Genomic DNA, 24,234 nt, shown 5'->3' on the forward strand with positions numbered 1-24,234 from the left:
TTATCCCTCTTTCACGAATTGGCTGAGATAGGGCCATCCGTATGCTGTTTCTTTGAGCTTTTCTCCATCAATTTCTAATTCTGCATGTCCCAGTTTTTTGCCACCCAAGGCTTCATAAAAATATTTTGCACCATTGTCCTCCAAAACCCATACTAACATGGTGGTCATACCCGCTTGCACCAGTTCTTCTGCAACTGGCTGGAGAAGTAACCTGCCAATACCTTTGCCCTGGTATTCCTCAAATATATAGATTGCATAGAGTTCTCCGTCATACCCTTCGTATTTCCCTTCCCTCTCCTTACCACCTGTTGAAAACCCAACAATTTCGCCATCGTTGTTTTCCGCTACAAACACACTGTTACTAGTCATGTTTCGTTTCCATAACTTGGTGCGATGATCATAATCCAATTTTTCCAAGTAAGTATCAGGGACGATATTTCTGTATGTAGAACGCCAGCTATCAACATGTACCTTTGCTATATGTGGTGCGTCCTGTTGGGTTGCTTTTCTTATTTTCATAGAATTATAGCCTCCTGTTAAAAAATGGTTTATAGTTAGTGCATTTTCTCCAAGATCTTATAATCCTTTGTTTTGATAACTTTAACATCATTGTCCTTAGCATAACGAATTAGATCCTGATAAATAGTCTCAGGGTGAAAGTTGATTACTCTGATATTCAAACCTTTTATCACTTTTATAACTGCACATTTTTTTGCCCAGCTAACTCGCTTTAGTTTTAGTTCAGTAATCCGTGCAGGAGCTACCTCTTTTTTATAAATAGGTACAGCGAAGATATACGTTTTATATGTTATTTTTTCGTCATCAATAGTTAATTGAGAACTCATAAAAATCAATAAAAATATTATTAGAAAACTAGGCTTATCTCCAAGCCTTTATATAGATAAGCCTTAGTTGCACTTATGCAGTAAGAAAGTATTTATACTTTCTTAACTGCCAAGTAACAAGAACAAATAATAAATATTGAATGCGGTAAAAGCAAGAGCCATCAAAAACAGAATAGTTCCTGATATATATTGTGTTTTAGCTTTATAAGTCATGCTACTCCTTATCCAGGTCATTCTTCGGATAAAATTTTTCTTCCTGTTTTTCTTTCAGAGCTTTACCAACTTCTGAACTATCAATACCGTGCCTGACCGCTACAGTAATGACAAGATAAGCTATGTAAAGTGTTAGTGCATAAAATATTATTGACATAATTATTCCCATAATTATTCCTCCTTGTAAATCTTATCATAACACAAAGATTTCACAATTCAGGATTTTTAAAAAAGGAGAACTAAGCCACCTTCTTTTCTGATGTTAACTGCTAATAAAGACTGCCGGATTTCTTATTTTTAAATAATGATTTGGTATTTGTTTCCTGGACCATTTCAATTTCAATTCCCTTATTAAATTTCCGGGCACTTGCAATTGTAACCATATAAGCAACACCTAATGAAATAACAAGCATCAGTGTACCACCAGCTATCCCTGCTATTAATGGACTTGAGGCCTTCCAGGATAATAATGTCACAACAACACTAGCAATCGCACCAATAAATCCGTCTGTATCCTGAATTATATCCTGTAAAAATCCAATTGCATCTACTGGGACAATCAATAAAACGTATGGGATTAACGCCAGGAACAGATAGATATACGAGGCAATAAACAAAATAAATGCTGTACCAAATCTAAGTCTGTTCTGTGGATTGGCTGGATTGTATTTTGCTCCAATTGTTCCAAGCCATAATCCAATTGCACTAATTCCGACAGTTATGACAGCTTTCATGGCAATTCCAATGGCGAATTGTAAAATGGTCCACCCTAGAAAAGCTCCAACTGCAACTTCAAGTACTGTTAGCAGTGCGAAAGGTATCAGCCAGCTGATCCAAAGTTTTCCAAATGCAATATTTTTCCCTGACAATGGAAGCACACGCAAAACCCACAGTGATGAAGCCTCCCGTGCAATAGATGAGGCAGCGAGTTGGCCATTAAAAATTGCAAAAGTAAAGAGGAAGGCAGCCTGAGCAATTGGCCATGAAATTTCGTTTGGCCCTCGTAAATCACATAAACTTGCACCACCCGTCATAAATCCGGCAATTCCAAATATGAAAAAGAATATAAGCGGTAAAAATACTAGCCATTCACGCATATCACGTTTAATTGCGAACCATTCTTTTTTTCCAACTGCGATTACCGGATGATGCAATTTGGGTCCTGATTTTTTAATTGCTGACTTCTTCTTCTTTTTACCTCCACCTTCACTTAATCGAATCCAACCAGTTCGGAAACCTTTTTCGACTAATGATGAAGTTAATAGAACACTTAATAGAGCAAGCAACAGTATCAGTGCAAATGGTAATAAGAAATCCATTGAACCACTTGCAACATTTATGACAGCAGCACTGGCCCATCTGACCGGTACCCAATCTGGGAATAATGGTAATCCAGATAATAGCACCTCAACTAGCGGCCGTTCATTTGCCAAATTCGGAATCATAAACATTAAATAGACAAATATCCCCGACAACACACTCATTGCCGTCATGAATTCATTAGCCTTGCTTGCTGGAACAACCTGGATCAGAACCAAATTAAATAAGTAGGCAAGTGAGAGCCCAATAATGTTTAATGAAATCAATACTAGAATCATAACTGGATAATACAGCAGGTTCGCCTCAATTAAGATACCGTAAATAACCATTGGCACAACAAAAAAGACGAAAACCAATAGTGGTATCCCAATAAAACTTTGCAGATATTTCACCCAAAAAATATGTCGTGTTGGGATGGGTAATGTAAAAAGAAATCCCAAATCCGTAGCTGAGTACAGATGTTTAAATACTTGTGGCAAGCCGAGCAAGATTATAATTCCAATAATTATTAAGAATCCATATGATAAAATTCCATTTAATACTGGCTCCGAGATGGACTCTCCTACCGCCCAAACCCCTTTGGATAAAAAATATAATAGCACTGTGAGTATGCCAAGAGTGAAAAAGTAACTTATGTAATTTTTCTTAGGCTGTGTGCGGAACATGTTGACGAGAATTTTCCGTTGATTATTTAAAAGAACTTTAATCATTTTGGATCACCTTGATCGGTAATTTCACTGATCAATGCTTGATGATCCTCGCCGCCGGTTAATTCAAGAAAGATATCCTCAAGGCTTTGATCTAAATTACCGCCACTGCTTCTTAGTTCATCCATCGTGCCGAGTGCAATAATTTTGCCATCCAAAATAATTCCCACACGATCACACATTTGCTCAGCAATTTCAAGGATATGAGTTGACACAAAAGCCGTCATACCATTGTCACAGAGTTCGCGAAGCAGGTTTTTCAGGCTGCGTGCACTCTTAGGATCCAGGCCCACTGTCGGTTCATCAAGAAACAGTACTTCTGGCTCATGAACTAGTGCCCCGCAAATGGCAATCTTTTGTTTCATCCCATGTGAGTAACTTTCGATTAGATCATTCGCTTGCTCCGTTAAACTGAAAATTTGCAGCAGCTCTTTTGCTTTTGATTGAAATTTTTCCTGTGGAACCTGGAAGACAGACGCAATAAACTCAAGATAATCCCAGCCGGTCAATTTCGGATACAAGTTCGGCTGGTCCGGTACATAGGCAATTTTCTTCTTTGCCTCAATTGGATTTTTCCAAATATCAACGTCATTTATATGGGCGGAACCACTTGTTGGCTCCAAAAGTCCAGTAAGCATCTTTATTGTTGTCGTTTTTCCGGCACCGTTTGGACCTAGAAATCCAAACAACTCGCCTTTTTTTACGTCCACATTCAAATTATGTACAGCATCCTGACCTCTGTATGATTTAGCCAGATTAGTTAGTTTGATTGATGCATCTTCCATTATTCTCCTCCTCGTTAATTCCTTGATAAAACAAACAAAATCGCAAGTATAAAAATAACAACGGAAATAACCATTACAGCCACGAATCCAATTAAGTTGAATTTCCATGTGTAGCCATTAAAATCAGATGTGTTATTCGAATTATCAACTTTGGATGTATGTATGAGCATTGTTATATTGATAGCAAGCAATAAAAAAATGATAAGAAAAACAAAGAACCCTATGCTTATGGGGTACTGACTATTAATGTCGTGCATGAAATAGGCCTGAATCATGATCATGCAGCCCACAACAAGGTTGATTACATGTGCAGTTTTATTCTGCTTTTTCCACTCACTGCCCATAATCTCTTTTTCATACCTATTAACCTGCTCAATAATCGGCACCCAAGACTTCGTTAAATCCTTTTTAAAGATATTAGAAACAGACTGAACGATCAAGAAAGCCCCGAGCGTAAACAGTATGTAGGACATATTCAACCCAGTGTAATTTATAATAGCTACATAAACTGTCATACTGATCAATAACGTTATATTTAAAAAGAAAAATTGCTTCTTCCTCATATCTTTTATAGCCTCAGCCGTCATGAAATCCCTCCCTATGTAGATTATAACATTAGAAAACCTGACATAATGTGCGGATTCTTATTTTGGCTGCAGGAATTCCGATATGGTGGACTTTATCGATTAGCTGTCGATGTTTATCTATTTGGTGGCAATATTTTAATCATTCTTGGTCGAAGTTTATCTATTTGATGTCGATGTTTATCTATTTTGACTTAAAAGGTTAATATGTACCTTCTACCACTCGTATTTCCAATCTGTTTAAATTGTTCTTTCACCAGTAGTCTATGAGCGATTTGAATACCATCAACTTGCAAAAAATCTCGTGCCTGTCGATTATTTATTGTGTTACCTATCAGCAAACTGTAGTGCCGTAACGCTTCAAAGTGAGCATTCTTGGACGTAGCTCCACAATGATGGCAAATCCATATAGCTTTTTTGCGATTCATTGGACGGGAACCACAGACAGGACAAAAAACGCCACGCAGAATATCCGCATTCACAACCTGATATTTTTTTAAGATATCTACCTTATTTGTTGTGTGTGCGGTAATTAGGAATGTGGAAAGAAAATGAAGTTGCTGCTCGCTCGAACTTACATTCTTGTGTGTGGAAGCATAACCGTCTATTTTTGTCAGCAGGCTTTCTTTATGAATGACTGTTTCAGAAATTGCTGTATTGTTAGTGATATTTTTGATGATTGTCGTGGGGTTGCTGTATGCGATTAGTTTCTCAATTGGAGTAACTGGGAAATCATGTTCTCTCACCCAGCGTAAAAGCCTGAAATGTTGAAGGTTTATTTGCTCAATGTGATTACCGAGGTTCTCCTCTTCACCTTTTTTTGTGATCCGAATAGCTTGCCCAAATTCGTCATACACGACTGTTCCGGCTATATTTTTAACCTCTACAATTAGGATAAATTGGGGTGAAAGGATCAATGTATCAATTTGGAAAAATCCATTTTCATCATGGATACGTAGATTGTGAAGAATTATATATGGATATTCTGGAAGAAAACCTAACGTAAACTCAAGTGACTTTTCGCCATTATAACCAGCACGAAGATTTTTTGCATGTTTGTTTACTTCCTTACTCTTAAAGTGGCGTTCTGCCAAACGCCAGCTGAGTGCTTCGGTTTGTAGCATTAATGCGGGGACTTCGAGGGGCTTACCAATCAATGGAGCACTTCCTTTATTATTTAGTTTTTATATTTATTCGCTATTTTGCCGGGGATTCCTGCCTGATTTGGGTTTATAGATGTGACGAAATTGTGAACTTTATCGATTTGTTGTCGATGTTTATCTATTTCACCTCTTACTTTATCGGTTGCATGTCGATGTTTATCGATACGATGTCGAACATTATCGATTCCGCAAAAATGCCATAAGAATAGCCCGCCACTACTGGGCAGAAGTTCCATTACTAGTAATGAAATTGAGCCTCAACTGTTGCACCAATAACTATCTGCCCCGGCTCGATTGGTGTGGAAGCTTCCATTGTGGCATAAGCTTTATAGGTGATTGGTGCTTCGCTTATTTTTTCAGTAATTTTAATTGGATAAGGCGCTATACCAATTTGCATTGTGTTAGCTAGTGTTTGTGCTTTTGCGTATGCATCCTTTAACGCGGAACTAAGCGCTTGCTTGTAATATACATCCTTATTTTCAACTGTAAACTGTATATTTGATACTCTGTTAATACCATTTTGCACAGCAACATCAATGACATTTCCAGCCTGGTCAATGTCTTTGATTTTTACTGTTATTGCATTTGTCACTTCATACCCTCTGAAGACTTGAGTGCCATCAACATAATCATATTTCGGATTAATAGTGTAAGCAGTTGTCTGGATATTTTCCCTCGCTATCCCTAGCTGTAATAATGCCTGAATAACTTGATTCATGATGTTGGCATTCTCCTGTTGTACCTGACTTAACGACATACCCTCAGTAACTACATCCAATTGAACCTCAACGATATTAGGCTCGACAGACAAATTTGATACCCCATTAACAGTCATCACTCGATAATACATATACATTCCGCCCTTCAGAAGTAATCTCTTTAAATAATATGCTGATTATTCGATTTCCATGTACCAAAGGATAGAAAAATAAAGCTTTAGTTGCACTTATGCAGCAAGAAAGCTTTCTTATCTCCATAAAAAATAACACCTTAATCGGCCTGATTTAAGGTGTTATTTGACTTGAAAATTCTACATGTCATGATGAGGATTATGCTTTTGCCGTGAATGATTTTTTTGTTTTACTTTATGCGATCCTTCTAACGGTTCTCCGTATGGTTGCTTTGGACTCTTGGGCAAACTTGGCTGCTCCTGCTGTTTTGGACCTTTTGGTTTTCCACCCATTTTCAATTCCTCCTTTACATGTACAAGCATAGTTTTTGAAGAGGAATTGCAATTTATACAATTTAGTCTTTTTACAACAGGCTAATTTACATTTTAGGAAGCAAGATCCTTCCCATGCCTCCGTTCGTGGAATTTTAATACCTTCACATATGGCAAGAAGAAACTGATGACCACGCCTGAGATAAGTGCATTAATCAGTGTTCCAATTCCAATCGCACCATTAAAAAAGAATGCTAATATAACAAGACCACCGCTTATAAATGCCCGTGAATACGTAACTTTCCATCCGGTCAGATTTGAGACAATCAACATAGAACGGTCCATTGGGTTCGGAGCAATATCAGATTGCAGGTAGAACGCCACACCCAGCCCAATTAAAATAATACCAAGTCCTAAAGCAATTGACTGTCCAAACCATGTACCTGGAACAATAAAGTCTCCCAGTATAAATAACCAAGTGTCAATGCCAATACCAGTGACAAGTGATGTCAATATGGCAAAATACTCTGGTCTTTTTTTCTCAGCAACTGCATTACAAAGAACCATTGATAATCCGACTACAATTTCCCAGCTTCCAATTGTTAATCCAAATGTCCTGTGCAGTCCGACAAGAAGTGCATCAAACGGTGATGCTCCTAGTGCTGATTGGATTGTAAGTGCTATTCCAAGTGTTAATATAAAAATACCAATAAGATAAAAATGAATTCCAGCACGGATTAGCCGCATGATAATCACTCCTTTTAAAATTTTGGAAGCACATCCTCGAGTGAAACTTCCACTACCTCGGAATGAAAGTGTAACATATTCTATCGCCTTTTTTTACTAGTTCAGTTAGCTTGCTATACATGTTCTCTCTTCCTGAGCAGCTCCATTCGACCAAACTGATTCAATCAGATGGAGCGCAATATGTTCAGGAAATATATTGAGGTGTCGACTCTTCTAGTTACACCGCTTCTAATTTATTTCAGGACGAAAAGCTGAAACATTAGAAAACTTAGCTTATCGCCAACCCTTGTAAGAATGCATTTATACTACTTAACTGCCAAAAAAGGAAGCCTACTTTAAATAGGCTTCCTTTACTAAATGCACAAATTCATTTTTGGTTCGTTTATTCTTTAACCCACTCATTAACAAGATCCTGGTTTTCTTCTACCCATTTTCTTGCACCTTCAATTGGTTCTTCTGCTTCATTTACATAAGTCATTAGCTGACCAACTGAATCATCATCCATTTGCCAGTTTTTCATCCATTTGCTTACTTCTGGATAGTCTTCAGCAAATCCTTGGCGTGTAGCATGGTGGATTTTTTCTACGCCTCCGAATGACTTTTTCGGATCTTCAAGAAATTTCAAATCATGTTTTGCAAATACTCTGTGCGGCTTCCAAAGTGGAACGACAATTGGCTCCTCTTCTTTAATTGCCTCGTTCATAGCCGATAACATTGCTGGTTCTGAACTTGGAAGCAGTTCATATTCCAGTTCATATTGTTTGATCATCTCTTCAGTAACTTCCATTGTACCTGCGCCTGGATCAAATCCAGTAATTTCACCATCGAATTTCTTTTTATGCTCATTCAAATCGGCAATACTATTAACATCTTCCATATAAGAAGGTACTACCAAACCAACTTTTGCATCATCATACCAAGTTGCCTCAGAAAAGAAGACTTGATCCTTATATTCCTTCAGATAGTTCTTATCCTGTACAGGCAGCCATACTTCAAGGTTGATATCCAATTCGTCTTCCGATAATGCTTTCATAATTGTTCCCATATCAAGCAAATTTAAGTTAACCTTGTACCCTTTTTCTTCTAAAATAACTTTCCACATATTTGATACTGCGATATTCTCAGCCCAGTTTATCTGCGCCATTTCAATTGGTCTGTCTTTTGGAGATTTATTCCCTGAAGAATTTTCGGATTTATTTGAATCCTCACCACAAGCTGTTAATGCAGCAAGTAGTATTAAACTTAGAATTAGTACTGTAATTTTTTTGAACTTCATAGTTGACCCTCTCTTATAATGTATTTTCTATTTAACTCATGGATTTTTAGGTAAATAATCAAAAATTTCTTCGGAACGGATGCTGGCAACTAATCGTTCCAGCCACCGATAGTAAACCTTAGATTTTTCAAGCAATTCGTAGTTGGATCTTGCTTCCTCATGTAATTCAGGTGAAACCTGATCATCTTCAATAATTTCATCCAACTCGAATTCAGCCTGCTTGATCGCGTCCATGTTCATCTTTACTTCGCGATCCCACATCTGACAATAAAACGCCATAAAAGAATGAAAAAAATCTTTTTCTGCCACATACGTATGCTTTCTGGTACCACGCTGAAACTTCTTTTTAACCATTTCATTTTCCTGCAGTTTTCGGACACTTGTACTCATGCTTGGCTTACTCATACCAAGTTCCTCACGCATTTCGTCCAGATTCATTTGATCTTTGAAATACATCGTTGCATACAAATTACCGGCAGATGGTGTAACACCATACAGATCCATTGTTTCCGCAATTGCGCCAATCACTTGATCCTTTGCATGTTCTATTTTTTCCCTGGCGATTTCATCTTTGGAGTTCGTCATTGCTTCACCTCACTTTAAATTTATTAAATACGTTAAATAATTATTTTACAAACTTAATGTTAACGTTTTAAAAATATATGTCAAATGAAAATGATAAAAGAATTTACGACTTAGTCTGTACCGGTAGTTCTGAATAAAATCTATGGTTTTTTCTTTTTGACAAAAAAATATGGTCGTGTTACATTTATTTTGTTCGAAACGTTAAATTTTTTCTTAACAAACTTAACGAAGTATAAAAGGAGGGACTACGTTGACCATTAAACAACAATTTATTGATGGAAAATGGGTACATTCCAACTCAAATAAAGTTAGAAATATTATTAATCCATTTAATCAAGAAGTTATTGCACAAGTAACAGAAAGTGATGAAAGTGATGCAAAATCTGCTATTACTGCTGCAAGAAAAGCTTTTGATCAAGGTGTTTGGTCATCAACACCTGCAACTGAACGCGGACAAATCGTATACAAGATTGCCGATTTCATTGCACGAGACAGAGAGGAATTAGCAGAACTGGAGTCACTTGACACTGGTAAAACAATGGAAGAAAGCCGTGGAGATATGGATGATATCGCTGGCGTATTCCGCTATTATGCCGAGGCTGCTGATAAAGATGGTGGAGAAATTATTGACTCCCCTATTCCAAATTCAGTGAGTAAAGTAGTTCGAGAGCCTGTTGGTGTATGCGGACAAATTACACCGTGGAATTATCCACTATTACAGGCATCATGGAAACTCGCTCCAGCATTGGCAGCAGGCAATACACTGATCATGAAGCCTAGTGAAATTACACCACTTACTTCCATTAAAGTATTTGAATTAATAGAAGAAGCTGGCGTCCCAAGCGGAGTAGCAAACCTTGTACTTGGGGCTGGAAACACTGTAGGCGCAGAGCTATCTGTCAACACAGACGTTGATTTGATTTCTTTTACAGGTGGAATTGAAACCGGGAAAAAAATCATGCAGGCGGCAAGTGTTAACGTGAAAAAAATTGCGCTAGAGCTTGGCGGTAAAAACCCTAACGTTGTTTTTGCTGACGCTGATTTTGAAACAGCTGTCGACCAGGCTATGAATGCCGTATTTTTCCATGCAGGTCAAATTTGCTCAGCAGGCACACGATTGATTATCGAAGAAAGCATTCACGATGAATTTGTTAGTGCTTTAGTTGATCGCGTGAAGAACATTACACTAGGCAATGGTTTTGACGAAGCAACACAAATGGGACCACTCATTTCAGAAGAACATTTAAATAAAGTAATTAATTATGTAGAAAAAGGCAAAAAAGAAGGCGCAACTATTGCTATTGGCGGCGAACGCCCTGAAGATCCTAAGCTGCAGGATGGTTTCTTCTATCTTCCAACTGTTATAACTGACTGTACAACAGATATGAGTGTCGTACAGGATGAAGGATTCGGTCCTGTCATTACGGTGGAAAAATTCACGACAGAAGAAGAGGCTATTAACCTAGCAAACGATTCTATTTACGGGCTTGCTGGCGGTGTTTGGACGAAAGACATTGCTAAAGCTGAACGCGCTGTTGCTAAAATGCGCATGGGAACTGTTTGGATTAACGAATTTAATTTATACTTCCCACATGCACCATGGGGCGGGTTTAAACAGTCCGGAATTGGCCGTGAGCTAGGTAAACCAGGCCTTGATGAATACCAGGAAACAAAGCACATTTTCCACAACTTAAAACCTGAGTCTATGAACTGGTTCTAAGATTATACTACTAGGAGGAACACAATTATGAGTTTAAATATGAAAGTAGAACACATGCACAATTTCCACACATTCGAGATCCCAACAACTATTAAGCATGGTATTGGATCAATCAAGCACATTGGCGAAGAAGTTAAAAATCTTGGAGCATCAAAAGTGCTTCTTGTAACAGACCCAGGAATCTACAACGCTGGCGTTACCGCTCCAGTTGAAAAACATTTGAAAGAAGCTGGAGTTGAAGTAGTTGTTTTCAACAAGGTAGAACCAAACCCACCAGTACGTTTGATTGGTGAAGGAGCAAAGATTTTCAAAGAAGAAAATTGTGATGGTCTAGTAGCTGTTGGTGGCGGAAGCTCAATGGATACTGCTAAAGGAATTGGTGTTGAAGCTACTCACGAAGGCAGCGTATTGGATTACGAAGCTGCAGAGGGTAAAAAACCATTGGAAAACCGCATCCCACCATTAACAACTGTTCCAACAACAGCTGGAACTGGCTCCGAAGTAACACAATGGGCGGTTATTACTGACGAAGAACGTGAATTCAAATTTAACACAGGCGGACCATTAATCGCAGCATATCTAACTATTCTTGATCCGGAATTGCACGTATCCATGCCTCCGCATGTAACTGCAATGACTGGTATCGATGCTCTTGCACACGCAATCGAATGCTATACAATGCATTTCGCACAGCCTGTAACAGACGCAGTAGCACTAATGGCCATCGAGTATGTTGGAAAATACATCCGCCGCGCATATGCGGACGGTGGAGATATCGAAGCCCGCTATGGCATGTCACAAGCAGCAATGCTGGCAGGTCTTTCATATGGAAGTGAATCAGCTGGTGCAGCACACGCGATGTCCCAAACGCTTGGTGGAATCATCCCAGTAGCACACGGACAATGTGTCGCAACTATGATGGGACCAGTTATGGAATACAACTGGAAAGGTCATCCAGACAAATTCGCACGCATCGCACAAGCACTAGGCGTAGACACATTCCACATGACAACAGAAGAAGCTGCAAAAGCATCTGTTAAAGAAATGTACCGCTTAGCAGAGGACCTGGATATTCCTAACTTGGAAGAGCAAGGCGTATCACCAGACATGACAGAACGTCTATCTAAAGAAGCAATGAAAGATCCACAAACAGTCGGCAACCCACGCGATCTAACAGAAAAAGACTATCAATGGATCTACAAACGCTGCTTCGGACAAGTAGCGAAAACAGTGTAATATTGATATTGATGAGGAAGCAACTTGGCGTAATGCTAAGTTGCTTTTTTTGAGTTGCGCTGTTAGCTGTTAAGCAGTTTAGCGAGCGAAAAATTTGAAATACGGCATTTTGATTGTGAACTTAAGCCGAATTTGTGGCGATTTGAGCCGATCACGATCATTCTAACAATTTTTCAACGTTGATCTTGTATCGCATACCACTCCCTTTACCAACTTTTTCAAAGTCCTCCTTTTGCAATAGTTTTCTCGTAATACTGCCTGATTCAATCTGCAAAAACTCCCTGGCTTCTCGATTATTAATATACTCTCTTATCAATAAAGCATAATCAGCCAATTCCTGAAGATACGCATTCCTTGATACAGCGTCACAACTTATACACCGCCATTTCCCGGCTTTACATTTCATTGGTACCGTGCCGCATTCTGGACAAAACACACCTTTCACTAATTCCTCAGACGAAATATTATTTCTTTTCATCCCCTCGTACTCCTCAGGTTCGTGTTCCTCTAATAGACGAAATGACAACTCCATTAGTTGATCTTCATCAAAGCAGCTGGTCCGATGTGTATCAGATAATTTCTCAATTTTCTGAAGTACTTTTTCTTTATGCATGACAATTTCGGAAATAATCTGGTCGTTGATGATATTTTTGAGGAAGGTATCATCCTGACTGTATACTACAATTTTTTCAATGGGAATTGGTGGAAAGTCATGTTTGCGAAGCCATTCAAGAAATCTTCTATGCTGTAGATTAACCTGATCAAGAGGATTTGTAAAAACCTCTATCTCATCATTTTTATAACGGATCGCCTGACCCATGCCGTCAAAATGCATATTATCATATATATTTTTGACTTCAATAATGAGAAAAAACTTAAGAGAAAGAAGAAGAATATCTATTTGGAAATGGCCTTGCTTGTCGGGGATTCTGATATAATGAAAGATTAAAAATTCTTGTTCAGGGAGAAAGCTTAGTAGAAAGTCTAATGACTGTTCTCCTCTATATCCGGTTCGGAGGTTTTTTGCTTTTGCTCTAATTTTTTCCTTACTGGGGTGTAATAGCGGTGTTCTTTTAGCAAGAGCTTCTGCTTGTAGAATATGTTTGGGGACCTTAAAGGGTTTTACAAACAATTAGTCACTACCTTTCTTTATTAATTTCTATTACATGACTTAATATTCTACCTTTATTTTAAAAATCCTGTTTAAAATTTTAATAAATTGTGAACTTTTGAGCCGAATGTATGTGAACTTGAGCCAAATTTGTGTCCATTTGAGCCGAATCACAGTGAACTTAAGCCGAAACTGTGTCCATTTGAGCCAATCAGCGATGTCACTCCCAATAATCCGAGTCCGTCATCCGCAATTCTTCCACTATATCCTCGAGATCACTTGGAGTGATTACAAAAATCGGGTATTCTTCTACGCTCTGACTAGCTTCTTCATGAAAAAACCGATTGCTGCCTGGATATTCATCATCTAACAGGATAAGGCATGCATCGCTTTTGTCCACCAGCCATTTGTTCTTCGCTTTGAATTGATATGCACCTTTATAGTCTCCTTTATAGAGAGGCTGATAGAAGTCGGCGGTCATTGTTAGCTCTTGATAAACTTGCTGGATCGCCTCAGGCCAGCGAGTTTCTTGATTCTCAAAGGGGGGGATGATTGCGAGTTTAATATCATACCGTTCTTTCAAATCGAGTACGACTTCACCAGCCCATAATTCCACTCCCATCTGACCAGAAATAATAACCCACTCCAGCCCTTCTTCAATAAAACCAATTAACCGCTTTTCGATTGCTGCTTTAACATAGGAAACACGCTGATCATCCGGCTTAAATATATTCAGCTCCATCGGTTTATATCCTGTAACTGCTAGTACCTTCATTGGTGTCTGTCACTCCCGGCTCATTAAACTTACCTATTTATAATAACATTTTCATGAGAAATTTTTCACAGCTTATAAAAGCGACATGTATTTTCATAAATCTTGCTATAAACATACGCAGCCGAAACCTTCTTCAGCTCAGCAATCTTTTCCAAACTCTTATGGATCATTCCAGGATGTGTCATGCTCCCTTTAAAAATTCCTTCAAATGGCCATGGACCATCTGTTTCCACCATCATACGGGATAACGGATAGGCTCTAACTAAATCCTGAATTTCCTTTTCATATAATACATCAGGTGTCACCGATATAGAGTAACTATTTTTCGCCATACGCTCTATCGTCTGCGAATCCCCCTTAAACCAATGAAAATGCGCTTCAGGTACAGAATACTTTTCAAGCAGGTCGCACGCAATCGGTGCATCTTCATATATAGCGTGGAGAATTATCGGTTTACCTAGCGCTGCAGCCTTTTGGACAAACGTTTCCAGTAGTTCAACATAGCCGTCCGATGATACTCCTTTGTTATCCTGCCGCAAGTAATAGGGCAACCCAACCTCTCCAATAGCTATCATTTCATGCTGATTTTGCTCAATAAACGTTAGTAGCTCAGCAGCCTCATAATCAGTAGGCAGTGCTTGTTCGGGATGAAAACCAAATGCCGGCTTAATACGACTGTCTTCATGAGCCAGTCGCAGGGCTTCCTTGGACGACTTCAAATGGTTCGACACGCAAATTAGTGCCTCCACCTGAGCCAACTCAAGTTCACTCAAAATTTCCAGCTGCTCCTTCTGACGATACATATCCAAGTGAATATGCGAATCAATTATTCTATCAGACATCTTCACTCAACTCCCGATAGATTGCTTTTTTCCAATCTAAAAATTCCTCTGTCAACAGAATACTTTCTTGGCGTGGTCTCTCAAATGGAATCGTAAACTCTCTTTTGACAGTTGCTGGTTTTTGAGACAGGACGATAACCCGATCGGAAAGAAACATTGCTTCATCAATATTATGTGTGACAAATAGGATTGACCGCTTATTTTCCTGCCAGATGGACATGAGCCATTTCTGCATTTCCAAGCGGGTAAATTCATCCAGTGCGGAAAAGGGCTCATCCAGACAGATAAGTGGCTGTGGACTCAGCAAACTTCGTACGAACGCAACACGTTGTTTCATTCCGCCTGACAATTCATGTGGATACGCATTTTCATATCCTTGCAAACCAGCACGTTCAATTAATTCCAGCGCCCTTTTTTCATCATGCTTACCGACGATTTCGCCACCAAGCAAGACATTTTTCAGAACCGTACGCCAAGGCATGAGTGATGGAGACTGCGGGGTATAGCTAATTGATCCCTTCAGACCATTTATCTGTTTATCCTCCAGAAAAATTTGTCCTGAATCAGGCAAACGAATCCCGCCAATCAGGTGAAATAATGTACTTTTTCCGCTTCCTGATGGTCCTAAAATGGAAACAAATTCTCCGTCATTAACAGTGAAATTAACTCCCTGTAAAATGTTATGATTTCCGTATGATTTTGTTATATCTTTCACAGCTAGGTTGCCCATATCAATTTCCTTCTCCTTTTGGCTTCCATCTGATCAAGCTTTTTTCGACCAAAATAATGATTGCAAAAAATAATAAACTAAGAACCATCACAAGAAAAATAGATACGAAAACACGATCAGTCCGGAATGAAGACGATGCTAATGTCATATACACGCCGATCCCTTTGTTCGCACCGAGCCACTCCGATATAACGGCTCCCATGACACTATATGTTGCAGATATTTTCAGCCCGGCAAATACGTATGGCAATGCATTTGGCCATTCCAGTTTCCAAAAAATCTGCTTCTTATTTGCACCGGCCATTTGCATATAATGCTTCAGGTCGTGGTCCGTTTGCCTGAATCCATCCAAGGCTGACACTGCAATTGGAAAAAAACAGACCAGCGTAATCACAATAATCTTAGGCAGCATGCCAAAACCAAACCATATAACGAGCAATGGTGCCAGAACAATTATTGGTATATTTTGCGAAATAATAATTAATGGATACAACGCTTCTCGAAGCTGTGGTACAAGATGCAGACTAATCGCAATCAGAATACCTACACTGCTGCCAATTAAAAATCCAATGATCGTTAATTGAACGGTTGAGAAGATATGATGCTGATAGGATGCCCAACCTTCAACACCTGTTTGGAAAATTTGCGAGGGAGCTGGCAGCAGCCATCCAGGTATCTCGAATAACTTACTGGAGGCCTCCCAAATAATGAATAAAAGGAGGATAACCGCAGCAGGTTTCCATCCTTTTTTCATGAACTTTTTCATCAACGATACTTCTCCGTCAATTTATCCATAGATGCACCACTCGGATTATAGAGGACTTTCACTTGAGATATAATGCTAGAACTTCCAAGCTCAACCATTCGTTCATTCATTTTTTCAATAACGGTGAATAACTCAGCTAGATCTCCTTCCATTGTTGTTTCCAGAGGATGGACCTCATATTTCACTCCAGCTTTTTCGATCACTTCTATTGCAGCATCCACATATGGAATGACATCTTCTCCATTTTTTGTCTTTGGGATAATTTGAATACTTACTAATGAATTGTTCATATTTCCACTCCTATTCTGGCAAAAATTCGTTGGTAAATGCATCTTCAGCTTTCAATTCTTCTTCAAGAAGTCCGTTATCATACATCCAACTGGAATAATTCTCCCAAACTTCTTGCTTCTGAACTCCCCACTGTGCTGCGTCATCCTGATATTTCGGTGATAACCATTCCTGACTTTTCTTAACAAGTTCCGGGTCAAGATCTGGAACAGCCCCGCTGAGGATTTCTGCTGCTTCACTTGGATTATCTATTGCAAAGTTATACCCTTTTGAAACCGCGGCTAAAAATTTCTCAACTTTTTCCGGATTGTCAGCAATCATTTTTTCGTTCGTTGTGAGTACAGGCGTATAGTAATCAAGCTTTTTGGAGTAATCGGTTAAATAAATCATATTTAGTTCCTCACCGCGCATTTCTGCTTCGACACCAGTCCAACCATAGTAAATCCAGGCAAAATCAATATCCCGCTTCACCGCTGTGAAGAAATCTGTATTGCCCATATTGACAATATCCACTTTCTCGACATCGCCATTTTCCTGCTTCATAAGTGATGAGAGAACCGCTTTTTCAACCGGTGCTCCCCACCCGCCGTATGTTTTTCCTTCAAAGTCTTTTGGTGAAGTAATTTTTTTGTCTTTTGGTGATGCGAACCCGGATGTATTATGCTGGATAACCGCTGCAATCGATACGATCGGAATATCCTGAATACGTGCCTCTGTAACAGCTTCCTGCGCACTGACACCGAAGTCGGCCTTGCCTGATGCTACAAGCTGATCTGCTCCAGCCTCACCTGGCATTATAATTTCTACATCTAACCCTTCATCAGCAAAATATCCTTTTTCCTGGGCAACATATAGCCCTGTGTGATTCGTATTGGGGGTCCAATCGAGCACTACTTTAGCTTGTTCTGTCTCCTGACTTTTATCGTCAGTTTCTCCTGCATCGTTATTACATGCTGTTAGTAAAACGGCTATTAATACTACGAACAACCATTTTTTCATTTTCCATCTCCCTTTCTCTTTTTTGTTCACTTCTGGAAGTATGATTGGCATTGGAAACGAAAGGAATTTTCCTTAAAAGCACAAAAAAATAACGCCAGGTTAGTCCCTGAGCGCATTCGAACAATATTACTATTGTTTTACTTTGTTCCCTACGCTGGTCTCAACCAAATCAGGTTCCAAGGGTCAGCATCTATCGGATGCAATCTCAACCAGCATACACTGGTCCCCCTACAACTTATTATTCAATTAATCTATCAAATTCACTATGCCACAGCTTCATGTATTTTTCAAGTTTTATCATTCTTCGACTGTGATGAAATATTAATATTAATTTTCTTTTTCTGTTTAGGCATTAGCTTATCCTCTTTTTTCAAAAGGTCACGTATCTCTTTGAGCAATTCAACTTTTTCATCAGGCTTCGATTCTTTTTCCGAATTTTTTTCACCTCTAACCTTTGCTATGATGCGAATAAAAATAAAGATGGATACCGCAATAACGATGAAGTCAAAAACCGACTGGATAAACTCGCCATACAATACATCTGCTTTTCTGACCGTATACTTTAAATTTGTGAAGTCAACACCACTTACTAAGATCCCTGCTAGTGGCATCATAATATTTTCAACAAGTGACGTTACTATTTTTCCAAAGGCTGTTCCGATAATAACAGCAACAGCCAAGTCCAGGACGTTTCCTTTTAATGCGAATGCTTTAAAATCTGACCACAAAAGTACTCACCCTTTTGGTTAGGCTTGTTCTAATTTTTATGTATGACAACGGATGTTTAGCACTTTTATCAGTTATAATTAATTACCTTCATAGTCATCTACTGGCCAATAATTTTATTCATACTAAATTTTTTAATAATTCCCAAGATTACATATTGAGTAAATTCAATTAATATGGTATGTTACCTATAATAAAGGAATTACTTTTTCTATATTGAAAGAAAAAGTAATTCCTTTATTATAACAGATGACAAACTACACGGAGAATTTACATGGAAAGTCTGTACAAGAAAATTAAGGAACATCAAGCGAGCTTTTCAAAAAGCTTTAAAAAAATAGCATCGTACATTTATAGTGATCCATCTATTTTCGCAATGAATTCAGCTCAGGAAGCAGGCAGAAAAATCGGTGTTAGCGAAACTACTATTATACGTTTTGCACGCACGCTTGGATATGATGGATATAAATCTTTACAGCAGACATACCAGCAGCGCATTTTTGAAAAGAGCAGTCTGTCTGATTTTCGAAACAGAAAGGTATCCAACCATTCAGAAAATAATACTGTTAAAAATCTAATGTTCAATGATATACGTACAATTCAGACAGTAATCGAGCAAATTTCGGAAACGGACTTAGACCAAACCGTTACGAAGCTGTTATCTGCTGAAAATATCTACATTGCAGGTGTGCGCTCATCTTACGCTTTAGCAAGCTGGTTTGCCTATGCCCTAAATCTTGTGGTCGGCAATGTACGGCATCATACTCCTGATGATGATATTTTGGTACAACTAAGTGAATTACATGAAAATAGTGTGTTTGTTGCTTTTTCATTTCATAGGTATGGAATTAACACGATAAGACTGGCTGAATTGGCCAAAAAACAAGGGGCGACAATTATTGCTTTTACAGATAATCCTTATTCGCCCATCACCGAGTATTCAGATATAACATTAGCGATTCAATTGGAGGAACTATCGACACTTGATTTGGTACCTGCCGTGTTTTCCCTGATGAACAGTATTATTGCAACAATAACTTTAAGAGCACCGGAGATGTTTCAGCAGCGTGCAGCACGATTTGATGGAATAGAAGCAAGTAAATTTTTTGCAAAATAGTTTAGAGGAGCATATCCATGAAACCAACTATTGAAAAGATAACCCCACAGCTTAAAACAATCTTCTCCCATTTACATGAACATCCAGAAATAAGCTGGAATGAGCATGACACTACATCATACATCAGACAGCTTTTTAAAAACTATGACTGTAAAATAACGACACTGGATGATTCACCAGGTCTTGTTATCGAAATTGGCCAAGGATCACCAGTAGTTGCTATGCGAGCTGATATTGATGCCTTATCGCAAGAGGTGAACGGTGAATTTCAGGCAAATCATTCGTGCGGACACGATGCACATATGACAATTGCCATCGGCTCACTGTTAACGCTTCTTGAGGATGGCTACCCTGATAAAGGAACATTCCGGTTTATTTTTCAGCCTTCAGAAGAAAAAGGGACAGGCGCATTATCCTTAGTTGATAAAGGGATTGTTGATGATGTTGATTATTTATATGGAATGCATTTACGACCAATAGAAGAATTAGGACATAATCAGTTTGCACCAGCTATCCGCCACGGAGCAGCTTGTTTTATTGATGGAGTCATTCAAGGTGAAGATGCACATGGTGCCAGACCACATTTAAATACAAATGCTATTCATGTTGGTGCCGAGCTTATCCAGCATCTGAAAAATATCGACATAAATCCGATGATTCCCCATTCCGTTAAGATGACAGCTTTTCAGGCTGGTGGTGATAGTAAAAACATTATTCCCGGCAATGCAACATTTTCAGTGGATCTACGTGCGCAAACCAATGCGGTTATGGATGAACTGATGATAAACGTTAAACGAATTACAGCAATGCTTGCCGATTACCATAACATTTCCATTGAGTTGAAAATAGGCGCAAATATTGCTGCATCAGTCATTAATCAGGAAGCTACTTCGATTATGGAAGATGCTATAAAAGATAGCGTTGGTGTCGATAAACTGCAACCGATGATTACAACAACTGGCGGCGATGATTTTCATTTTTATACAATTAAAAAACCACACTTAAAAGCAACGATGCTTGCAATAGGATGTGATTTACAACCAGGTCTCCACCATCCAAACATGACATTTAATCATGCAATAATTCCCGAAGCTGTTGAGATTTTAACCAATGCCTTAGTCAAAACTGCTGAAAGGAGCCATCAGGATGAACAGTAAGGTAGAAATCCACCGGCTGTCAAGTATGAAAGAACTACATAAGATGCAGGAAGTGGAAGAAGCAGTATGGCAAATGTCTCCGAACCCGGTGCATCAAACTTATACAGCATTAAATCATGGTGGTGTTATTCTAGGTGCATTTGATGGACAAGAAATGGTTGGCTTTTTATACAGCTTTGCAGGATTTGATGGCAGTCAAGCCTATTTATGTTCCCACATGCTTGGGATATTGCCTGGTTATCGTAAGGATGGTCTTGGTGAACGAATGAAATTAAAGCAGGCTGAAGTTGCACAGGAATTGGGCTACTCCATGATTACATGGACGTTTGATCCACTTGAAAGTTTGAATGCATATCTAAATTTGCATAAACTTGGAGCAACTGGAGCCTTTTACAAAAAAGATCACTATGGTTCCATGAATGATGAACTGAATGAAGGGTTACCTACAGACCGAATTCAAATCGAATGGGACATATATATGGCTACACCCGCCCCAAAAATTACATTTGATGAAAATAAACTGATGATTGATGTAACCGAGAATGGGGTACCGAAAGCTAACTTGGATATTTTTAACCCAATAAATGATGGCTGGTTTGTTGCCGTACCTGATAATTTCCAATCTATTAAGAAAAAGGATATTAATCTTGCAAAGGAATGGCGGCAAAAAACGAGAGAAGCATTCCAGTTATTATTTAATAACGGTTTTATAGCAAATAATTTTATACGCAATCATTCCAAAAAGCACAGTTACTATTACTTTACCAAAAAATAGCTATTAACAAACACTGGAGGCCACTAACATGACAATCCCTATCAAACAATTTAAACTTCGACGACTCAGAATGATGTTAAATAATCCTTTTACGACAAGTTTTGGAACAATACAGGAAAAAGAATTCTTTGTTACTGAAGCTATTGATGAAGAAGGAAATCGTGGTTTTGGTGAATCTGTTGCTTTTACAAGCCCGTGGTATAACGAAGAAACAGTTCAAACAACCCAGCATATGATTAAGGATTTTTTAATAAAACTAATACAAGAAAACAAAATCAGTCATCCAGATGATCTGTTGGAAGTTTTTAAACCGATCAGAGGGAATAACATGGCGAAGTCAGCACTAGAAGGTGCAATCTGGGACCTTTATGCCAAACGCCTAAATATACCTCTATATGAAGCGCTTGGTGGAACCAAGAAAGAAATTGACGTCGGAATCAGCATTGGTATCCAGCCAAGTGTAGAGAAACTGTTACAAACGATTAATTACTATGTGAAAGAAGGATATAAACGCATCAAAATCAAAATTAAGCCAGGTTGGGATTATGAAGTTCTTCGTGAAGTTAAGTCACATTTTCCAACTGTACCAATCATGGCGGATGCTAATTCAGCATATACACTGAAAGATATAGATCATCTGCAAAAGTTAGACGAACTGGATTTACTAATGATTGAACAGCCATTAGCACATGATGACATTGTTGACCATTCGAAGCTACAGGCAGCTATGCACACGCCAATTTGCTTGGATGAAAGTATTCATTCACTTGAAGACACACAAAAAGCAATTCAGCTACAAAGCTGTAAAATCATTAACATTAAAATTGGCAGAGTCGGTGGGCTTTCGGAAGCGAAACGTATTCATGATGTATGCAAACAGAACGGCATTGATGTCTGGTGTGGCGGGATGCTGGAGGCTGGAATTGGCCGAGCGCATAATATCGCACTAACTACCCTGCCACAATTTGTTTTACCAGGGGATACAGCCGCTTCCGCTCTTTATTGGAAAAAAGACATTATAAAGCCCGAAGTTGTGGTAGAAAATGGTGTCATTTCAGTCCCAGACCGGCCTGGTATCGGCTATGAAATTGATGAGCAAGCATTAGAAAATTTCACAGTCGAAGAAGAAGTATTCCATTTGTGATTTCCTGTTTGATAAATATAAATTTGGAGGGGTTTTTAGATGAAGAATTTGTTTGAGGGAGCATTTGGAAGGTATTTGCTACCAGCAATCATTATTCAATCTGTATTGATCGGGGGTGGGTTTGCAACAGGAAGAGAGATTGTTCAATATGGCGCTAAATTTGGAGCGCTAGGATGGCTTGGCGGTATCGGTATCTTATTTGGTTTTATAGTTATGGCTGTCCTGATGTTCGAATTTGCACGTAAATACAAGGCATTCGAATATCGCAAATTATTAAAAGAACTTATCGGACCATTCTGGTTTTTATTTGATATTGTATACTTGTTGCTTGCAATCTTAATCATTGCCATCATGGCTTCAGCAACCGGAGAAATTCTGAACAACACGCTTGGACTAAATTACTGGGTTGGTGTCATCCTGATAACAGTTATTGTGGGTGTGTTGAACTTTTATGGAAAAGGACTTATTGAACGCTTTAAAACATTCGGTACATTAGCATTAATGATTGGCTACCTGGTTTTTGCTGCTCTTGTTATTGGAACTACATGGGATGACGCCATGGCAGTATTGTCTTCTGGAGATACGAGTTATATGCCTGGAGAAGTATCAATATTTGCTGTGTTGTGGACCGGCATATTGTATGTTGGCTATAACTTGGCTGTATTTCCGGCAGCGTTATTTACCATTGAACGCCAGAAATCACGAAAGGAATCTGTAATTTCTGGTATTATAGCCGGCGTGCTTATGACCTTCCCGTGGTTCTTAACATACTTCAGTCTTATGGGATTCTATCCTTCAGAAGAGGTATTCGGAGCTTCCGTACCATGGCTTGTCATGCTGCAGGATTTCCCTACGATTGTTATTGTGATATTCGGTATTGTTGTCGGCTGGACATTAGTTGAAACATCTTCTGGAATGATTCATGCGTTTGTTGACCGTATGGAGGCACAAATGGAAGAACACGCTAACAAGTCGCTTACTTCCTCACAAAGAGGCTTAATCGCAGTTGGTACACTAATCTTAGCTATGATTCTATCACAGGTAGGAATCATCGACTTAATTTCAACAGGCTATACAGCAATGGCATATGCGATGATTGCAGTATTTGCCATCCCGCTGTTAACAATAGGTGTATACAAGATATTCTTTAAAAAAGATGAAGAAGTTGCTGTTGATGAAGCAAACAGCAGTAATGGATAGAAATTGAGGAGAACCCCGCATGGTTTTTGGACCGTGTGGGGTTTTTTTGACTAGGTCGGAGGGGGGCGGATATCATCTTAAAAGGCGTGGATATCAACTGGAGTGTGGTTTTATCAACTTGTTAAGACAGTTATCAACCGGAATGTGTCTTTATCAACTTGTTAGCATGGATATCGACCGAAATATGGTTTTATCAACCCGTTAAGACAGCTATCAACCGGAATGTGTCTTTATCAACTTGTTAGCATGGATATCAACCGA

General features: G+C 38.8%; 26 protein-coding genes and 1 riboswitch. Of the genes, 7 read left to right on the plus strand and 19 right to left on the minus strand.

Features of this window, described 5'->3' with window-relative positions; translation table 11 throughout:
• The 11 genes from BMY13_RS17070 to cudC all read right to left on the minus strand — a co-directional run bounded on the left by BMY13_RS17070 (nucleotide 1) and on the right by cudC (nucleotide 9,387).
• Nucleotides 1–519 carry a GNAT family N-acetyltransferase gene (locus BMY13_RS17070; RefSeq protein WP_092506108.1) on the minus strand — a complete coding sequence of 173 codons (519 nt, stop codon included), beginning with the start codon at nucleotides 517–519 and terminating at the stop codon, nucleotides 1–3.
• Nucleotides 520–1,059: 540 nt separating this feature from the next.
• Nucleotides 1,060–1,227, minus strand: coding sequence for a hypothetical protein (locus tag BMY13_RS19585; RefSeq protein ID WP_175476858.1), 168 nt, complete (start codon nucleotides 1,225–1,227; stop codon nucleotides 1,060–1,062).
• Between the two features lie 100 nt (nucleotides 1,228–1,327).
• Nucleotides 1,328–3,088 (minus strand): putative ABC transporter permease subunit, encoded by a 1,761-nt coding sequence (locus BMY13_RS17080; RefSeq protein WP_092506112.1) that lies wholly within the window; start codon nucleotides 3,086–3,088, stop codon nucleotides 1,328–1,330.
• Complete coding sequence (locus BMY13_RS17085; protein ID WP_092493291.1) at nucleotides 3,085–3,870, minus strand: ABC transporter ATP-binding protein; 786 nt, start codon at nucleotides 3,868–3,870, stop codon at nucleotides 3,085–3,087. The genes BMY13_RS17080 and BMY13_RS17085 overlap by 4 nt, the downstream gene beginning before the upstream one ends.
• Nucleotides 3,871–3,884: 14 nt before the next feature.
• Entirely contained in the window at nucleotides 3,885–4,457 is a 573-nt protein-coding gene (locus BMY13_RS17090; protein WP_092506114.1) for a hypothetical protein, read from the minus strand.
• Between the two features lie 191 nt (nucleotides 4,458–4,648).
• Entirely contained in the window at nucleotides 4,649–5,611 is a 963-nt protein-coding gene (locus BMY13_RS17095) for an NERD domain-containing protein (RefSeq protein WP_092506116.1), read from the minus strand.
• A 244-nt stretch (nucleotides 5,612–5,855) separates the two neighbouring features.
• Nucleotides 5,856–6,467 (minus strand): SIMPL domain-containing protein, encoded by a 612-nt coding sequence (locus BMY13_RS17105; RefSeq protein WP_175476859.1) that lies wholly within the window; start codon nucleotides 6,465–6,467, stop codon nucleotides 5,856–5,858.
• 180 nt (nucleotides 6,468–6,647) lie between these two features.
• Nucleotides 6,648–6,800 (minus strand): small acid-soluble spore protein P, encoded by a 153-nt coding sequence (locus BMY13_RS17110; protein ID WP_092506122.1) that lies wholly within the window; start codon nucleotides 6,798–6,800, stop codon nucleotides 6,648–6,650.
• 93 nt (nucleotides 6,801–6,893) lie between these two features.
• Nucleotides 6,894–7,526, minus strand: coding sequence for a YczE/YyaS/YitT family protein (locus BMY13_RS17115; protein ID WP_092493286.1), 633 nt, complete (start codon nucleotides 7,524–7,526; stop codon nucleotides 6,894–6,896).
• A 382-nt stretch (nucleotides 7,527–7,908) separates the two neighbouring features.
• Entirely contained in the window at nucleotides 7,909–8,802 is an 894-nt protein-coding gene (locus BMY13_RS17120; protein WP_092506124.1) for a glycine betaine ABC transporter substrate-binding protein, read from the minus strand.
• Between the two features lie 36 nt (nucleotides 8,803–8,838).
• A complete protein-coding gene (gene cudC / locus BMY13_RS17125) occupies nucleotides 8,839–9,387 on the minus strand; it encodes a choline uptake/conversion transcriptional regulator CudC (RefSeq protein WP_092493284.1) in 549 nt (182 codons plus the stop codon).
• Nucleotides 9,388–9,637: 250 nt separating this feature from the next.
• On the opposite strand from cudC, the gene betB reads away from it, so the two are divergent.
• Together betB and gbsB are read left to right on the plus strand one after the other, a co-directional pair.
• On the plus strand, nucleotides 9,638–11,107 hold the full coding sequence (betB, locus tag BMY13_RS17130; protein ID WP_092493283.1) for a betaine-aldehyde dehydrogenase: 1,470 nt from the start codon (nucleotides 9,638–9,640) through the stop codon (nucleotides 11,105–11,107).
• A 27-nt stretch (nucleotides 11,108–11,134) separates the two neighbouring features.
• Nucleotides 11,135–12,343 carry a choline dehydrogenase gene (gene gbsB, locus BMY13_RS17135; protein WP_092493282.1) on the plus strand — a complete coding sequence of 403 codons (1,209 nt, stop codon included), beginning with the start codon at nucleotides 11,135–11,137 and terminating at the stop codon, nucleotides 12,341–12,343.
• A gap of 157 nt (nucleotides 12,344–12,500) precedes the next feature.
• Here the strand turns inward: gbsB and BMY13_RS17140 are convergent, their stop codons facing one another.
• The 8 genes from BMY13_RS17140 to mscL form a co-directional block, all read right to left on the minus strand.
• A complete protein-coding gene (locus BMY13_RS17140) occupies nucleotides 12,501–13,475 on the minus strand; it encodes an NERD domain-containing protein (protein WP_092493281.1) in 975 nt (324 codons plus the stop codon).
• Between the two features lie 199 nt (nucleotides 13,476–13,674).
• Complete coding sequence (locus BMY13_RS17145) at nucleotides 13,675–14,229, minus strand: SLOG family protein (RefSeq protein WP_092506126.1); 555 nt, start codon at nucleotides 14,227–14,229, stop codon at nucleotides 13,675–13,677.
• A 65-nt stretch (nucleotides 14,230–14,294) separates the two neighbouring features.
• Nucleotides 14,295–15,071: a TatD family hydrolase gene (locus BMY13_RS17150; protein ID WP_092506128.1), complete on the minus strand. Its 777-nt coding sequence runs from the start codon at nucleotides 15,069–15,071 to the stop codon at nucleotides 14,295–14,297.
• Entirely contained in the window at nucleotides 15,064–15,801 is a 738-nt protein-coding gene (locus BMY13_RS17155) for an ABC transporter ATP-binding protein (protein WP_092493278.1), read from the minus strand. The genes BMY13_RS17150 and BMY13_RS17155 overlap by 8 nt, the downstream gene beginning before the upstream one ends.
• A 1-nt stretch (nucleotide 15,802) precedes the next feature.
• Entirely contained in the window at nucleotides 15,803–16,567 is a 765-nt protein-coding gene (locus BMY13_RS17160) for an ABC transporter permease (RefSeq protein WP_092493277.1), read from the minus strand.
• Complete coding sequence (locus BMY13_RS17165) at nucleotides 16,567–16,857, minus strand: thiamine-binding protein (protein WP_092506130.1); 291 nt, start codon at nucleotides 16,855–16,857, stop codon at nucleotides 16,567–16,569. Before BMY13_RS17165 ends, BMY13_RS17160 begins: the two co-directional genes overlap by 1 nt.
• 10 nt (nucleotides 16,858–16,867) lie before the next feature.
• Nucleotides 16,868–17,854 (minus strand): ABC transporter substrate-binding protein, encoded by a 987-nt coding sequence (locus BMY13_RS17170; protein ID WP_092506132.1) that lies wholly within the window; start codon nucleotides 17,852–17,854, stop codon nucleotides 16,868–16,870.
• A gap of 129 nt (nucleotides 17,855–17,983) precedes the next feature.
• Nucleotides 17,984–18,094, minus strand: a riboswitch (TPP riboswitch).
• Between the two features lie 47 nt (nucleotides 18,095–18,141).
• Nucleotides 18,142–18,582: a large-conductance mechanosensitive channel protein MscL gene (gene mscL / locus BMY13_RS17175; RefSeq protein ID WP_092506134.1), complete on the minus strand. Its 441-nt coding sequence runs from the start codon at nucleotides 18,580–18,582 to the stop codon at nucleotides 18,142–18,144.
• A 272-nt stretch (nucleotides 18,583–18,854) separates the two neighbouring features.
• Between mscL and BMY13_RS17180 the strand changes: the two genes are divergently transcribed.
• The 5 genes from BMY13_RS17180 to BMY13_RS17200 are packed head-to-tail and all read left to right on the plus strand — an operon-like array spanning nucleotide 18,855 to nucleotide 23,973.
• Nucleotides 18,855–19,697 (plus strand): MurR/RpiR family transcriptional regulator, encoded by an 843-nt coding sequence (locus BMY13_RS17180; RefSeq protein WP_092506136.1) that lies wholly within the window; start codon nucleotides 18,855–18,857, stop codon nucleotides 19,695–19,697.
• A 17-nt stretch (nucleotides 19,698–19,714) separates the two neighbouring features.
• Nucleotides 19,715–20,854: a M20 peptidase aminoacylase family protein gene (locus BMY13_RS17185; RefSeq protein ID WP_092506138.1), complete on the plus strand. Its 1,140-nt coding sequence runs from the start codon at nucleotides 19,715–19,717 to the stop codon at nucleotides 20,852–20,854.
• Entirely contained in the window at nucleotides 20,844–21,629 is a 786-nt protein-coding gene (locus tag BMY13_RS17190) for a GNAT family N-acetyltransferase (RefSeq protein WP_092493269.1), read from the plus strand. The genes BMY13_RS17185 and BMY13_RS17190 overlap by 11 nt, the downstream gene beginning before the upstream one ends.
• 28 nt (nucleotides 21,630–21,657) lie before the next feature.
• The gene (gene menC / locus BMY13_RS17195; protein WP_092506140.1) at nucleotides 21,658–22,773 is read left to right on the plus strand and encodes an o-succinylbenzoate synthase; all 1,116 of its coding nucleotides are present in this window, start codon (nucleotides 21,658–21,660) and stop codon (nucleotides 22,771–22,773) included.
• A 39-nt stretch (nucleotides 22,774–22,812) separates the two neighbouring features.
• On the plus strand, nucleotides 22,813–23,973 hold the full coding sequence (locus BMY13_RS17200; protein WP_092493267.1) for a YkvI family membrane protein: 1,161 nt from the start codon (nucleotides 22,813–22,815) through the stop codon (nucleotides 23,971–23,973).
• The last annotated feature ends 261 nt before the right edge of the window (nucleotides 23,974–24,234 follow it).

It is taken from the genome of Virgibacillus subterraneus (genome assembly GCF_900110695.1).
In the GTDB taxonomy this organism is placed as follows: domain Bacteria; phylum Bacillota; class Bacilli; order Bacillales; family Amphibacillaceae; genus Lentibacillus; species Lentibacillus subterraneus.